Annotated in this window: 16 protein-coding genes; 9 read left to right on the top strand and 7 right to left on the bottom strand. The window is 54.1% G+C overall.

Annotated elements, in window-relative coordinates; genetic code table 11:
- On the bottom strand, positions 1 to 1,377 hold the full coding sequence (locus tag U5L07_17570) for a M48 family metalloprotease (protein ID MDZ7833558.1): 1,377 nt from the start codon (positions 1,375 to 1,377) through the stop codon (positions 1 to 3).
- A gap of 114 nt (positions 1,378 to 1,491) precedes the next feature.
- Here U5L07_17570 and U5L07_17575 point away from each other — a divergent pair, with 114 nt between their 5' ends.
- From U5L07_17575 to ispH, 6 genes are all read left to right on the top strand, one after another.
- Positions 1,492 to 2,265: an AAA family ATPase gene (locus tag U5L07_17575; GenBank protein ID MDZ7833559.1), complete on the top strand. Its 774-nt coding sequence runs from the start codon at positions 1,492 to 1,494 to the stop codon at positions 2,263 to 2,265.
- A gap of 26 nt (positions 2,266 to 2,291) precedes the next feature.
- Positions 2,292 to 3,200 carry a ParB/RepB/Spo0J family partition protein gene (locus U5L07_17580; protein ID MDZ7833560.1) on the top strand — a complete coding sequence of 303 codons (909 nt, stop codon included), beginning with the start codon at positions 2,292 to 2,294 and terminating at the stop codon, positions 3,198 to 3,200.
- 161 nt (positions 3,201 to 3,361) lie between these two features.
- Positions 3,362 to 3,889 carry an NYN domain-containing protein gene (locus U5L07_17585; GenBank protein ID MDZ7833561.1) on the top strand — a complete coding sequence of 176 codons (528 nt, stop codon included), beginning with the start codon at positions 3,362 to 3,364 and terminating at the stop codon, positions 3,887 to 3,889.
- Between the two features lie 296 nt (positions 3,890 to 4,185).
- A complete protein-coding gene (locus tag U5L07_17590) occupies positions 4,186 to 4,605 on the top strand; it encodes a DUF3842 family protein (GenBank protein ID MDZ7833562.1) in 420 nt (139 codons plus the stop codon).
- Positions 4,606 to 4,630: 25 nt separating this feature from the next.
- Complete coding sequence (locus tag U5L07_17595) at positions 4,631 to 4,825, top strand: CooT family nickel-binding protein (protein MDZ7833563.1); 195 nt, start codon at positions 4,631 to 4,633, stop codon at positions 4,823 to 4,825.
- Positions 4,826 to 6,559, top strand: coding sequence for a 4-hydroxy-3-methylbut-2-enyl diphosphate reductase (ispH, locus tag U5L07_17600; protein ID MDZ7833564.1), 1,734 nt, complete (start codon positions 4,826 to 4,828; stop codon positions 6,557 to 6,559). It abuts the gene before it with no gap.
- A gap of 22 nt (positions 6,560 to 6,581) precedes the next feature.
- Here the strand turns inward: ispH and plsY are convergent, their stop codons facing one another.
- Entirely contained in the window at positions 6,582 to 7,178 is a 597-nt protein-coding gene (gene plsY, locus U5L07_17605; protein ID MDZ7833565.1) for a glycerol-3-phosphate 1-O-acyltransferase PlsY, read from the bottom strand.
- 372 nt (positions 7,179 to 7,550) lie between these two features.
- Between plsY and U5L07_17610 the strand changes: the two genes are divergently transcribed.
- Entirely contained in the window at positions 7,551 to 7,820 is a 270-nt protein-coding gene (locus tag U5L07_17610) for a Smr/MutS family protein (GenBank protein ID MDZ7833566.1), read from the top strand.
- 99 nt (positions 7,821 to 7,919) lie between these two features.
- Here the strand turns inward: U5L07_17610 and U5L07_17615 are convergent, their stop codons facing one another.
- Both U5L07_17615 and U5L07_17620 read right to left on the bottom strand, forming a co-directional pair.
- Positions 7,920 to 8,345: a hypothetical protein gene (locus U5L07_17615; protein MDZ7833567.1), complete on the bottom strand. Its 426-nt coding sequence runs from the start codon at positions 8,343 to 8,345 to the stop codon at positions 7,920 to 7,922.
- Positions 8,346 to 8,375: 30 nt separating this feature from the next.
- Complete coding sequence (locus tag U5L07_17620) at positions 8,376 to 9,344, bottom strand: sulfite exporter TauE/SafE family protein (protein ID MDZ7833568.1); 969 nt, start codon at positions 9,342 to 9,344, stop codon at positions 8,376 to 8,378.
- Between the two features lie 382 nt (positions 9,345 to 9,726).
- On the opposite strand from U5L07_17620, the gene U5L07_17625 reads away from it, so the two are divergent.
- The gene (locus U5L07_17625) at positions 9,727 to 10,896 is read left to right on the top strand and encodes an MFS transporter (GenBank protein ID MDZ7833569.1); all 1,170 of its coding nucleotides are present in this window, start codon (positions 9,727 to 9,729) and stop codon (positions 10,894 to 10,896) included.
- A 13-nt stretch (positions 10,897 to 10,909) separates the two neighbouring features.
- The gene (locus U5L07_17630; GenBank protein ID MDZ7833570.1) at positions 10,910 to 11,587 is read left to right on the top strand and encodes a hypothetical protein; all 678 of its coding nucleotides are present in this window, start codon (positions 10,910 to 10,912) and stop codon (positions 11,585 to 11,587) included.
- A gap of 31 nt (positions 11,588 to 11,618) precedes the next feature.
- On the opposite strand, the gene U5L07_17635 is transcribed toward U5L07_17630, so the two are convergent.
- The 3 genes from U5L07_17635 to U5L07_17645 all read right to left on the bottom strand — a co-directional run bounded on the left by U5L07_17635 (position 11,619) and on the right by U5L07_17645 (position 14,711).
- The gene (locus U5L07_17635; GenBank protein MDZ7833571.1) at positions 11,619 to 13,364 is read right to left on the bottom strand and encodes an SUMF1/EgtB/PvdO family nonheme iron enzyme; all 1,746 of its coding nucleotides are present in this window, start codon (positions 13,362 to 13,364) and stop codon (positions 11,619 to 11,621) included.
- A 78-nt stretch (positions 13,365 to 13,442) separates the two neighbouring features.
- Positions 13,443 to 14,192, bottom strand: coding sequence for a PP2C family serine/threonine-protein phosphatase (locus U5L07_17640; protein MDZ7833572.1), 750 nt, complete (start codon positions 14,190 to 14,192; stop codon positions 13,443 to 13,445).
- Between the two features lie 126 nt (positions 14,193 to 14,318).
- A complete protein-coding gene (locus U5L07_17645) occupies positions 14,319 to 14,711 on the bottom strand; it encodes a hypothetical protein (protein ID MDZ7833573.1) in 393 nt (130 codons plus the stop codon).
- Positions 14,712 to 14,723: the final 12 nt, after the last annotated feature.

Here is a 14,723-nt window from a genome sequence, read left to right on the forward strand (position 1 = left end):
TTACAATTTATCCAATAAGCCTTTGATCTTTTTGACTTTCTCCGGATCGGTGATGGTTTTCAGCGCCTGTTTGAAATGGAAGGCGGCATTTTTCGGGTCCTTTTTGCCCATATGGTAGAGGCCTAAATAATAATGGGCATTGCCCGGATCATCCTGTTCCGAGTAGCTTTTGCCCAAGTAATAGAGCGCCGGCAGATAATCCGGGTGCGCGTCGGCCAGGCGGGAAAAGGTGTCCGTGGCAGCTTCCGTCCGGCCCATGGCCAGCTGGGTCCGGCCGAGATACAGCCGGCTGTCCGGCCCGTTTTTTACCTCTTGGGCGGCTTTTTTAAGAAATTCCAGCGCCTTTTCATAGTCACCGTTTAAAAAGTAAACCCTGCCCAAGTCTTCCGTCATATAGGGGTCACTGGCATAGGCATGGTAGGCAGTTTCCAGATGCTCCGCCGCCGCCCTGGGGTTGCCGTTTCGCTCAAGGGCCAGGCCGTAGCCGTAATGGGCCATGGGATCCTCCGGCTGGGTTTTGACCGAATGCTGGAATTGCCGCAGGGACTCCCGCGGATTGCCGTAAAGGGCGGAGACCCGGATGCGGGCGCGTTTGAATTCATAAGTGTTCTTTGGCGGCGGGGCCGGCTTGTTTGACAAAGTGTTGTTCAGATAGGTCAGCCGGTCCTCCGTGGCCGGGTGGGTCCGCAGGTAGGTGGGGATCTGATCCGTGCCGAACCATTCCTGGGAGCGGATGGTTTTCAGCAGGGAGAGCATGCTGTGCAGATCATAGCCCGCTTTTTGAAGATACTCGCGGCCGATTTGGTCCGCCTGCATTTCTTTTTCCCGGGTGTAGGCAAGGGCGGCGGATTCGCCGGCTGCCATGGAGCCGATGGTGATGGCGCTGCCCACGGCGGAAGCCCCCCCAAGCCCCACCAGGATGCCTGCCACAACGCCCGCCAGCGTACCCAGGCTGGTCTTTTTGGAGGATTCGATCATCTCCGAAATATGCCGGCAGGAAGCATGGGCAATTTCATGGGCCAGGAGCGCGGCAAGCTCGCCCTCGTGGTCCAGGGCTTCAAACAGGCCGCTGAATACGAAGATATGCCCGGCCGGGCCGGCAAAGGCGTTATAGGTGTCCTGCTCGATCACATAGAAGTGATAGGTAAACGGCTGCTGCGGAAGCTCGGCCACCACGCGCCGGCCGATCTTGTTGATATAGTCGGCAATGGCCGGGTCTTTGATGATTTTATACTGCTGGTTAACCGCCTGAAGGAATTCCCTGGCCAGTTCATTTTCCTCCTGCACGGTGATGGCGGAAACTCCGGCGGGCATTGAAACGGTGATGAAAAACGCGATGGCAATGCCAATCGCAATCGGTTGGCGAAATTTTATCATTTAATTCCTGTATGGTTGTCATGTTCGGCAAATTTGCCGGATTTCTTACAACTATAATATATGTCAGCTCTATCAGCTTTTCAAATGGCATTTTTTATGCTAAAAGGCACTATTATGACACATATTATCTGTATCGCAAATCAAAAAGGGGGGGTCGGTAAAACCACCACGGCGATCAACCTCTCCGCCGCACTGGCTGTAGCCGGGGCCAGGACCCTGCTTGTGGACTGTGATCCCCAGGCCAATGCCACCACCGGTATGGGCATCGACAAGGCCTCCATCGACCGGAACCTCTACCAAGGGGTGATCGGTCAGTCCGAGGTCTCAGACATTATTGTCGATACCGATGTAAAGGGCCTTTCCATGATTCCCTCCCGGGTGGAGTTGATCGGGTTTGAGGTTGAAATGATGGCGGATGACCATCGGGAAAAGGTGCTGCGTTCCCTTTTGTCGCGCTGTGCCGACGGATATGATTATATCATTCTGGATTGTCCGCCCTCCTTGAGCCTTTTGACCCTGAACGCCATGGTTGCCTCAGATTCGGTGCTCATTCCGCTGCAGAGCGAGTTCTATGCACTGGAAGGGCTTGGCCAGCTGCTCCAGACCATCAAGCGGATCAAACAGGGAATGAACCCAGCCTTGAAAATCGAAGGCATCCTTCTGACCATGTTTGACCGACGGACCAATCTGGCCAGACAGGTGGCGGAGAACGCGGAAACCTATTTCAAGGACATGGTGTTTAAAACCCGCATTCCGCGAACGGTTCGGCTGGGGGAGGCGCCCAGCTACGGTAAACCGATTATTTTTTATGATCCCGCATCACCCGGATCTGAAAGCTATAAAGCGCTGGCCGCAGAGATCATGAACGGCCATAAAAGCGGCAAATAACCACGATTTTTGGGGATGGAATGATCATGCCGAAGGGAAAAACAGAGGCGGAGGATAACGCCGGAAAGCGCAAAAAAAGCCGCCAGAGCGGACTGGGCAAAGGATTGGATGCCCTTTTTCCGGATATTGGCGATGCAGATGACCAGGCACCGGTCAGTTATTTTGAATGCGATATCGACAGCATTCATCCGAATCCCTATCAGCCGCGCCGGGAATTTGCGGAAAAGGAAATGGCGGATCTGGCTGAATCCATCGGGACCCAAGGCGTTCTGCAGCCGCTTTTGGTCAGGGAATCAAAAGGGGGCTATGAGTTGATCGCCGGCGAACGCCGGCTGCGGGCGGCGCGCATGGCGGGCGTATACAAGGTGCCCGTTGTTTTAAAAGACATCAGCAACGCCGGATTGATCGAGATTTCCATCATTGAAAATATCCAGCGGGAAAACCTAAACCCCATGGAAGAGGCTGAGGCATATCAGCGGCTGATGACCGAATTTGAGCTTACCCAGGAAAATATCGCGGAGCGGGTGGGCAAAAGCCGGTCAGCAATCGCCAACTTTCTGCGCATCAACCATCTGCCGGATGAAATCAAGGCGGCGATCCGCGGGGGAAAGCTCTCCATGGGCCATGCCCGGACGCTTCTGGGGGCGGAAAATGCCGCCATCCAGCGCAAGGCCTTTAAGCTGGTGCTGTCCAGGGATCTTTCGGTCCGGGAGACCGAAAAGCTGATTCACCGGTTAAACGCCCAGGCCCAGCCCAAGCCGGAGCCCTCCAAGCGCCCCGAGGATATCTATTTTTCAAGTCTTGAAGAGGACTTGTCGCACCGCTTCGGCACCAAGGTCCAGATCCGCCGGCGGGGCCAGAAGGGCCGGGTGGAGATTGAATTCTACAGTAATGAAGACCTGGACCGGCTTCTGAATCTGCTTAAAACCGAGTAACTTATGACGGCTTCGCAAAAAGTCCAATATCTTTGTTGCGCTGCATCCCTCGGAATTTCACGTACGAGTCAGTACGCTGCATTCCTCGGGATTTGCGCGCCGCGATCTTGAACTTTTTTCTTTGCCGTCCCGGAATCGATTTTTTACGAGTCCATCAACTTATGGCACTTCATATCATCGTCGACGGTTATAATCTGATTCGGCAATCCCGCGCGATGGGCCCGATGGATCAAGAGGATCTGGAACTCGGCCGCCAGACGCTTTTGGAACGGCTGGCGGCGTATAAACGGATGAAGGGGCATCAGATCACCGTGGTGTTTGACGGGGCGGCCCAGTATTCGGTATTTGATCGGACGGACCGGGAAAAGGGCATTAATGTTAGATTCTCCCGGCACGGGGAGTCAGCGGATGCCGTGATCAAGCGCATGGCAAAGCGGGAGGGACAAAAAGCCCTGGTGGTGAGCTCGGACCGGGAAGTCACCGGGTTCTCCGAATCCAACGGGGCAGCCGTTATTGACTCTCTGGAGTTTGAACAGAAGCTGGAGATGGCGGAATATATGAACGTAAAGGGGCTTTCCCCGGAAGCGGAAGAGGATGCCGGAGGCAGGCTGGATACCCGCAAAAAGGGGCCGGGCAAGAAGCCGCCCAAGCAGAAGCGGAAGCATCAGCGTAAGATCCGCAAATTATGACAGAGTGTTAAGCGATTTATACCGCCGCTGTTGTATGAGTAACTTTTTCCGCGTGGAATAATCTATGACTCAATGTCATTTACTTTAGCCTTCCGCCGCTGTCATTTCGAGGAACGACAGTGACGAGAAATCTTAAAAAGCCATGCAAATAAAAGATTCCTCGCTGTCGCTCGGAATGACAACCGAGCCGACTTTCAGTCTTAAGTTAATGGCATTGATCCATGACTTGCATTCGATAGAATTATTCCTATTTTTAAAAATTAAGCATTTTTAAAGAAAAGCCAGAGCAGGGGGCTATGGTTAAAATCTGCATTATTGACGGTCAGGGCGGGGGCATCGGGGCAACGGTCATCAAGCGCCTGCGGGATTTTTTTGAGGAGCAGGTCGATATCATTGCGTTAGGCACCAATGCCATTGCCACGGCCCAGATGCTCAAAGCCCGTGCCAACCGGGGGGCATCCGGGGAAAACGCGATTGTCCAGACGGTCTCCCGGGTGGATATGATCATCGGGCCGGTGGGCATTATCATGGCCAATGCCATGATGGGCGAGGTGACACCCCGGATGGCTGAGGCGGTGGCCTCAAGTGCGGCCAAAAAATATCTGATCCCCTTGTCCCAGGAAAATGCGGAGATCATCGGAACCGCATCGATTCCGCTGCCCCACCTGATCGAGGAACTGATTGAAATTTATTTAAAACCGGCATTAGCCCGGTAGCAATCAAATATATAAGGATAGAACTATGTGCGAAGCCAGTGCATACATGATCGATGGCGACCAGCAGGAGCTGATCATGGAAGCCGTAGATACCGTTGAACCCGAAGAGGGCGGTTACCGGTTAATCAATATTTTCGGTGAACAAAAATTCGTCAGGGCCGCAATTTACTCTCTGGCCCTGGTGGATCATAAGATTTTTTTCAAAAAAACGCCCCAGTAGATGAAAATCACGATTGCCAGGACCGCTGGTTTCTGCATGGGTGTGCGGCGGGCGGTGGAAATGGCCCTGGACGCCTCAAACAAATCCCGGGCGCCCATATATACTTATGGCCCGCTGATTCATAATCCCCAGGTGCTTTCCATTCTGGCACAGAAGGGGATTACGGTCATTGACGAAATCCCCGAATCCGGCGACGGCATTGTGCTTGTTCGCGCCCACGGCATCCCGCCGACGCAGCGGCAGGCCCTCTCAGATGCCGGATTTCAGGTGATTGACGCCACCTGCCCCCGGGTGATCAAGGTTCAGTCCATTATCGCCAAGCACGCCAAGCAGGGATATGCGTCCATCATTATCGGCGACCGCGAGCATCCGGAGGTCAAAGGCCTGCTGGGCTATGCCGGCGGCGAGGGGTATACCGCGGACAGCATCGAGGCCCTGGATCAGCTGCCGGATTTTGATAAAGCGATCATCGTCGCCCAAACCACCCAGAATACCAAATTTTTCGAACAGGTCCGCGAGTGGGTCAGGCAGAGCCATCCCCATTACAAGGTTTTTAATACCATCTGCGACTCCACGGAGAACCGTCAGGCCGAAGTCCATTCGATGACGGCATCGGTGGATGCGGTGGTGGTGGTGGGCGGCCGGGACTCCGGCAACACCCGGCGGCTTTATGACATTGCCGCCTCAACCGGAAAACCCGCCCAGCATATTGAAACCGAAGCGGAACTCGATATCCGGCAGCTGGAAAACTGCCGGCATGTGGGTATTACCGCCGGGGCTTCCACGCCGAACTGGATCATCAAGCGGGTTTACCGGGCCCTTGAAAACCAGTTGATGCGAAAGGGGCAGCGCTTTCGGCGATGGGCCTTTCAGGTACAGCGTTATCTGCTGCTCTCCAATATTTATCTTGCGCTTGGCGCCGGCTGCCTGACCTATGCGGCAGTGGCCCTGCTGAAAATCACCCCCGCGCTTTCGGATTTCCTGATCGCCATGCTCTATCTATTGTGCATGCATACCTTCAACAACCTGATCGATATCTCCACGGACCGCTACAGTGATCCGGACCGGGCCACATTTTATCAGGCCAATCGGATGTGGCTGTCCGCACTGACCTTTGCCGCAGGTGCAGGCGTGCTTTTGCTGGCCTATGCCAGAGGGCCGTTTCTTTTTATTCTGCTTTTTTTTATGGGATGCCTGGGCATTGTTTACAACGTCAGCCTGGTGCCCCAGGGCGTGGGCGCCCGGCGGAAGAGCAAAATTCGGGACATACCCGGTTCAAAAACCGTGTTGGTGGGCCTGGCCTGGGGAATTGTGACCACGCTGCTGCCGGCCCTGCATCACGGAAGCGGTATTCAGCTGTCGACCACGGCCGTGTTTTTCTGGATTTTCTGCCTGGTCTTTGTGCAGACCGCTTTCTTTGACATCATGGATATGCAGGGAAGCCGGATTGTGGGTAAGGAGACCATACCGATTCTGCTGGGCGAAAAACGGACCATGCGGCTGTTAAAGATTCTGTCCGGCGCCATGGCGGTTTTTATCTGGGCCGCCAGTGCCGCGGGATTGGTCGCTTTGCCCGGGCTGCTGATCGGCTGGAGCCCGCTCATGATGATGATTTTTCTCTATATCCATGAACACGGCGAGTTTTCGCCGGGATTTCGCCAGAGTTTTTTAATGGAGAGCCATTTCATTCTGGCCGGCCTCCTGGCCGTGATCGGCTCGCTCATCTTTATCTGATATCTAAATTGAGCGTTCCAATTCAGGTGATGGTGGGTTCCGTGCCGGTCCGGAGTCTTTGGATGTTGTCTTTGTGCCGGATAATGATGAGCAGCGCGATAACTCCCGCGCATCCCGCAAGCCCCCATGCGTTTTCAACCAGCATCACGGCGATGGGCAGGGAAACCGCCGCGGCCATGGAGCCCACGGAAACCCGGTTTGAGAGAAGGGCCAGGAACATAAACACGGCGAAAGCAATTAAAAGGGATATGGGCGAAATAACCGAAAAACAGCCGGCCGCGGTGGCCACACCCTTGCCGCCGGTTTTAAATTTAAGATATACCGGAAACAGGTGCCCGCAGCAGGCGCCTATGGCGGTCAATCCCATCGCCGGCAGAACTTGGGGTGTGGAAAATACCGCGCCAGCCAGATATACCGGCAGCGCGCCTTTTAAAACATCCAGGCACAGGGTGGCCAGCCCCAGCGGCCAGCCGCCGGCCCGGCGGGCATTGGTGGCGCCGATGTTGCCGCTGCCGATTCGGCGCAGATCCATTCCCTTCAGCGTTTTTACCAGAATCAGGCCAAACGGGACGGCGCCCAGCAGATAGGCGATGCCGACAATGCCGGCCAATTTTGTCAAAAAGATAAAATCCATAGTATATATATATCATAATTTATTCTCCGGCATAATACAAATGAACAGCACATAAAGGCACGGTGAATTTGTTCTGGCGAACAACCCCATAACCATGGGGTTGTTCGCATTTAAGGTCGGCACGGTGGCCGACCCTACAAAATGTCGGCATTGTCGCGTAGGGCGGGCCACCGTGCCCGCCTGAAAAATTGATAGAACAAATTCACCGTGCATATAAAGGCCGCCCCTACATTGGGTGATGCCAATATTATAGAAATACCAATGAGTTATCTTAACAGCAGAGACAATGTAGCGGAAGCCTTTAGGCTTCCATAATGCATGGCAAAATCAAATTTGAAGAAGTCTGTAGGAAAGATCATGGAGCCTATCGAAATCCCCATTGACGGCACGCTTGACTTGCATACGTTCCGGCCGGCGGAAGTTAAAGACCTGTTGGATGACTATATCGCCGCCTGCCTGGAAAAAGAGATCTATTCCCTTCGCATCATCCACGGCAAAGGCCAGGGGGTGTTGAAAAAGCGGGTGCACAGTATACTGAAAAAAGATAACCGGGTCGCCCGGTTTGCCGATGCGGAAGCGACGGGCGGGGGCTGGGGGGCAACGATTGTTGAGCTAAAAAAGCCTTAATTGATTTTCTTAAGCGGCGCCCGGGTTTCAGGATGGCGCGTGGCATGCCCATCCTGAAACCTTGACGGCTTCGCAAAAAGTCCTTTGATGCGACGGGCGCTAATGCCCCGCTGCCAGCAAACCGCTTGCGGCCAGGAGCAGGACGGCGGCTTCAATGCCTGCCAGCGTGGCATAGACATAGTCGTTCTTTTTTACCAATGTGGGGATGATCGCGATGTAGCAGATAATGGTCACCGCGGCCAGAAAGGCGATACCCAGGAAGTTCAGAAAATCCCCGTATCCCAGCAGTTTTGCCCATCCCCAGCCGGACTCAATGCCGGCGATTTGCAGATAGTCGCTGGAGCTCATCTGCCAGTATTTCGGCAGCTCCTCCATCGGGATGCGAAGCGGCATAATTCCGGTGACATAGATGACAAAGGTGATAAGAAGGGCGAGCAGCCCGAGGTACATGCCTTTCTCGAGCACATTGGCATAAAGGAGCTGTTCTTTACTGGCTTTTTCCAGATCGATTTCAACTTGAGCCATTTGATGCCTCCTGTAATTTATTCTTGATCGCTATCCGATTCCGAGTCCTTTAAGAAGTGCCTTGATGCCGGCAAACGCCAGAATCGCGATGACCATCCAGCGGATCATATTCGGCTTGGCGATTTTTAGCAACCGAACGCCGACGAATGATCCCAGCATAATGCCCACCACCGAGGGGACCACCATCAGCGGGATGACGCAGCCTTTGTTCAAATAAACCCAGGCAGCGGAGGTGTCGGTAATTGAGAGCAGGAATTTGCTGGTGGCCACACTGATTTTAAGCGGCGCCCCCATGACGAGGTTTAAAACCGGCACATTGGCCCAGCCGGCACCTAAGCCGAACATGCCCGCCATGAGGCCGACACCGATAAAAAGCAGCAGGCCAATCGGCGTTCTGTGAATCTTCCAGTCAATGTCCTTGCCCAGACTGTCTTCGTAATAGACGCCGTAAATCCTTAAAACCGAAGACAGCTTGTCAGATTGCTGGATATCAGGAAAAGTGGATTTTTTGGCGGTCAGCATCAAAATACAGATAAAAATGATGACCACGCCGAGAAAGATCTGGACGAGATTGGTGGGCAGCGCCAGGCCGACCATGGCCCCCACGATCGCGCATGAAGAGGCGATGAGCGCCACCGGAATGGCCAGGCGAAGACTGGCCAGGCTGGATTTTAAAAGCCCGGGGCCGGCAGCCAGGGCGCCGGTCAGTGCCACGAGCAGGCCCGCGCCCCTGACAAAATCCAGATGAAACGGGAAAAAACCGCTGATAATGGGGACATACAGCACCCCGCCGCCAACGCCGCCCAAAACCGCGAATATGCCCATTATAAACGTCACAACGAACAGCACCACCGGCCAGAACCACCAGGCATGTTCAGCTATGGGGTCAGCGGCGGCAGTGCCCTCCGCGGCCTCCGTGGCAAGCGCCGGGTCGTTAAAGATTAGGAATAACAAAGCCGTGCAGAGAAGTACGAATAGGATTCCGCCCCATTTTTTCATCGACACCTCCTCAAATAAAACCGTATTTTCCTGAAGCACCGGTTTCTCCCGGCACTGCGATCTGCAACCATTCTGAACTTATACTTCAAGTTAAATCGGTTACATGAGATTTGGTGATGTGTCAAACATAAATAAGCCCCATAAATAAGCCCCATGACAAAATCGGAACCCGGCACGGTAAATTTGTTCTATCTATTTTTCAGGCGGGCACGGTGGCCCGCCCTACGCGACAATGCCGACATTTTGTAGGGTCGGCCACCGTGCCGACCTCACATGCGAGAAACCCCATGGTTATGGGGTTTCTCGCCAGAATAAATTCACCGTGGGAACCCGGCCGAATTCCGTTGTGCATAATAAATATGGGTGTTATGGGGTAGCCCGTATGGAACGTATGGACCCGAAAATATTTTCAACCCTGTTTTTTTCGATTTTTGCCACCCTTACCGGGGTGGGCATTGTTGTACCGCTTTTGCCGGTGTATGCCCATGACCTGGGTGCGAGCGGCCTATACATCGCCCTTATCTTCGGCGGTTTTTCCCTGACCCGGACCTTTTTTCTGCCCTGGTTCGGCCGCTGGTCGGACCGAAAGGGACGGAAGCCGTTTATCACGCTCGGATTGTTCGGATATTTCCTGGTGGCCGCTGCATTTATCATGGCCACCCGCATTGAAACCCTGATTACGATCCGTATCATCCAGGGGATTGCCTCGGCCATGATTATGCCGGTCGCCCAAGCCTATGTGGGCGATATCACGCCTACCGGCAAAGAAGGGCTGTCCATGGGGATGTTTAATATGTCCGTGTTCCTGGGCTTAAGCCTGGGCCCGCTTTTGGGCGGGGTGATCAAGGATTTTTTCAGCCTCCAGGTGGCCTTTGCCTGCATGGGCGGACTGGCCTTGACGGCCTTTTTTCTGACGTTTTTCTGCTTGCCGCCGCGAGCCGGGGAGTATATCGTGGTCAGTGGCTATCAGCCCCGCCCCTGGCGCCAGCTGCTGGTTGACCGGATGATTCTGAGCCTCTTTGTTTTCCGGCTCGTTTATGCCACGTGTATCGGCATCATCTGGGGGTTTCTGCCGGTTTACGGGGATATCCGCTTTTCCCTTTCCGGCTCTGCCATTGGCATCCTGGTCATGCTGGGCGTTTTTGTAAGCGGCCTGCTCCATATTCCCATGGGCTGGATTGCCGATCGGATGGATAAACGGCGGCTGGTGATGCTCGGCGGTTTGATTGCGGCGGGCGGCACGCTGCTTTTGGCTTTGGCCCAGGGGTTCTGGGATCTTTTTGCCGCCAATATGATATTCGGCGTGGGCGGGGGGATATCAATGCCGGCGCTCATGGCGCTGGCGGTCATTGCCGGCAACCGTCGGCAGGCCATGGGCTCGGTGATGTCTCTGGTCACCGTGGCCCACAGCCTGGGCATGCTTTTCGGCTCGCTTTGCGGCGGTATTATAATGGATACGATTGAGCTGCAGTTTGCCTTTTCCGTTGGGGCGGTAATCATGCTGATCGGGGTGTGTTTTTTCCTGGTCAGCACCCGGACAAATAGTGGTTGATGGAAGGTTGGGTATGCAAGTCCGTTTATCTGCCGATTATGCGGTGATCTCGGGGGATTTTATCGGGTTCTCCCCCTTGTCGGCCGAAACTCGTCAAAAACTTTATCACCTGGTACTTGAGGGCGGGCGCCGGTTAAACCAGGTGTTTGGGGCGGCCATGCCCGAGCCGGTGGATGTTTTCCGGGGGGACGGCTGGCAGATGCTTGTTGCCGAACCGGCTGCGGCACTTCGGGCCGGGCTCTATTTTCGGGCATTTATCCGGGCGCATGCCCCGGTGCGCGAGACGGATGTGCGGATGGCCATAGGGGTCGGGCCGGTGGATTATGTGCCGGCGGGAAATATTTCCGGCGGGGACGGGGCGGCCTTCAGGCGATCCGGAAAACTCCTTGAATCCATGGCCGCACCGGGGTCAGGCACTCTGCGCTTTGCCATGGACGGCCAGGCCGCAACCCGCGCCATAGACGGCATGCTTTTTTTGGCCGGCGCCATTGCCGGGCGCTGGACCCCGAATCAGGCCAGGGCGGTAATGGGTGCTTTGGCCGGTATGACCCAGCAGCAGATAGCTGCCGGCTGGAACAAGCCGATTTCCTATCAGGCCGTGGGCATGCACCTCAAACGCGCCGGGTGGGGGGAAATAAGGTATGCGGTGGACGTATTCGAAAATTTGATCCGGGGAAGGCTTAAATCTTAGCGGGCTGGCCGATCAGATCGTTCAGCTCTTGTTATTCTAACACCATCTTCCGGCTGACCGGGGTCATGACCAGGCGGCAGCCGATATAATTGCCCTTGAAATCCGGTGACACATTGCCCCGGTAGGCGCAGCGCACCTCATGGGCGGAGTTGGACCAGCTGCCGCCCCGGATAACCCTTCGCCCGGATTGGTTTCTGATGACCGGGTTTTTTCGGTCATGTCTTTTATAGGCATCTTCCAGGTAGACATCCAGGCACCATTCATAAATGTTTCCGCTCATATCGTATAGTCCCAGCTGATTGGGCTGTTTTTGGCCCACCGGCTGGGTGGTCATGCTGCTGTTGCCGTAATGCCAGGCAAGTTTGTCCAGATCCTGGCCGCCGGAAAATTTATGCGCTTTGCCGCAGCTCCGGGCGGCATACTCCCATTCCGCCTCGGTGGGCAGCCGGAAATGGTATCGCCCTTTGTTTGTCGAGGCAAGTTTCTGGATGAATTCATGGGTATCATGCCAGGATACCTGCTCAACCGGGTGCGCATCCCCTGTCTTGAACCAGGCCGGATTATTCGCCTTGACCATTTTCCAGAGGGAAGAGGACATAACCTTTTTCCACTGCATCTGGGTGACCGGATAACGGGCCATCCAGAACCCGTCGATATAAACTTCATGCACCGGGAATTCATCCCGGTTGCCCTCTGAATCCCAGTTGCCGCAGCCCATTCGGTAGGCTCCGGACGGGATCCAGACAAATTCCATTCCGGTTACCGGTTCCACCCAGATATCCCCGGCCTTATGCATGTCCGAGCGCTTGGTGTCCTTATTTTTGGATCGCCTCGATTGGGGCCTGAGTTTTTGCGTCTTTTTAGCCGGCTTGGCGGTAGATGCGTCCTCTGAGGCGGGCCTTTCCTTATTCGGGGCAGCTTTACCGTTCAGCCGGTTTAAAATGGCCTCAAAATCCGCGGGCCGGTCCTTTGGGGCGTAATTGACGCATTCCCGGATCAAGCGCTGGATGGGCTCTGGCATGTCCTTTCGGGGAAATTCCAGTCCATCGGATTTTACCCGGCGGATACGTTCGTTAAAATCCGTATTTTCATAGGGAAGTGCGCCGAACCAGATAAAGTAGGAGACAAACCCATAGGAATAGACCAGGCTGGCAATGCCCGTGCTTTCACTGCGAATGAGTATCTCCGGGGCGGACCAGTTGGGCGTAAACTGGGCATTGGGCGATGCTGAAATGCTGCTTACGCGCTGCAGACCTCCGAGATCGCCTATCAGCAGCTGGTTGGCGTTGTTTAGCAGAAGGTTGGAGGGCTTTAGATCCTTTACAATAAATGATTCCACGCGGCTGTGCGAGAGCCGCTTTAATATTTCCGCCAGATCCCGCATCAGTTTTTGGCATGTGTCCGGGGCCAGGGGGTAATGGTCGAGCACGTAATGCAGGAGGTTGTCCGGGCAGTACTCCATTAAAAGAACCAGATAGGCTTTGGCCTCCTGTTTGGATACCTGCTTGTCCACCAGGTGAAAATCATGAATTTCAACTACGCCGTCGCCTTTGATTTTGCTGTAATAGGCCTGCACGGCATGAAAATCATGGGATATTTTGGAATCCAGATCCTTGGTGGTTTTATAGTTGATGGAGCGCTCCACCATGATCGGCACCACCTTGACGGCGCGTTCCTTCAGGTTGTCGCGGACATGATAGACAACGCCATTGACCCCTTCGCCAATGCGGCTGATAATTTCATAGGTGGGCAGGCATTTTTTGATGATATCTTCCATTCTGTCCGCTCCGCCTATCCTGCCGCCTGAAAAATGGGCGTCAATTTGATCAAAAATTTTTCAGTTATCATCTCTGTATTATAAAAACTGGACAATAATAAAGCTGGTATTATCAATCAGGCCCTTTTCAGAAACTTCAGACAACAGCTTTCTGCCGCTTTTGACAGGACTTGGCATTAAAATGTCATGCATTTCCGTCTCCATCATTTGATCGCTTAATCCGTCGCTGCAGAGCAGAAAGGTGGCGGGTGCTTGATAGGCCTCTGAGTGCACAAACACCGCATGATTTTCCCACGCGTCGACAAACAGAGGGCCGATCCCGAAATCCACCAGGTTCCGATAGGGGTGGTGTCTGGCGGTTTGCTGGAGAATCAGGTAGTTATCAATCAGCTCCTGCACCACCGAATGATCATGCGAGATATAATGGGCCGCACTTTTATCCAGCTTGTATACCCGGCTGTCCCCGGTGTTAAACACATGGATCATCTCATGGGTGGCAAACAGCCCGGCCAGGGTTGTGCCGGAATTGGCCGGCAGTTGATGACTGGCGGCATTCTGGATGTTTCTCATTATCACCGGGATGTCCCGGGTTTCAAAGTCGTTTGCCTGGTATTTGGCTTTAAGCTGTTTGCAGACAAAATGGCTGGCCCGATCACCGGCCTGGTGTCCGCCAAGCCCGTCGCAAACCGCAAATATCAGGGATTGCGCTTCCGCTTCACTTTCTTTTTCAATCGCATCGGATTGAAAGATGTCCTGGACGGCCAGCAGGCAGTCTTCCTGGGTATTGCGCGGCCCCTGCCGCATGGCTGAGTATATACGGGCTTTCATATGGATAATCTATAAAATTTTTTTGAGTTCGATTATATTGGCAAATCCAAAAGAATTATTCAACCGGCATTTTGGCGCCTTACCAGCGCATCCCGGACAGCCGGATATATAGAAAGGCCGTGGTTTTCATGCCTTGCTCTGCCAGGCTTTCTGCTTTTCCTTCTCCTTAAACGTTTTAATGGTGTAGCGTTTGGCAAACTCCGGATGGGAAAGATAGGTGAGCGAATGGTTGAGCAAATTATCCAGCATGGCCTGAAAGATATCGTCCTTTTCGCGTTCGTCAATAAAATGCCGGATTTTATTCTGCTCAAACACCAGGCTGTCGCCGATCAGTTCTTTGACCGCCGAGGGGGTCGGAAGCCCCGCTTCCGCATCGGTTAACGCCTCATCCACCGGGATGTGGATGCGGGCGGTCAGTTTAACCAGCCAGCGGTCGCCAGCCAGCGGCCGCGAGGCATCATAGATTTCCAGCCGGAGGTTGTTTTCAAGCGGTATTTCTTTGATAAGCTGTTCTTCCATATAAAAAAGTCC

Source organism: Desulfobacterales bacterium (genome assembly GCA_034520365.1).
In the GTDB taxonomy this organism is placed as follows: Bacteria; Desulfobacterota; Desulfobacteria; order Desulfobacterales; family Desulfosalsimonadaceae; genus M55B175.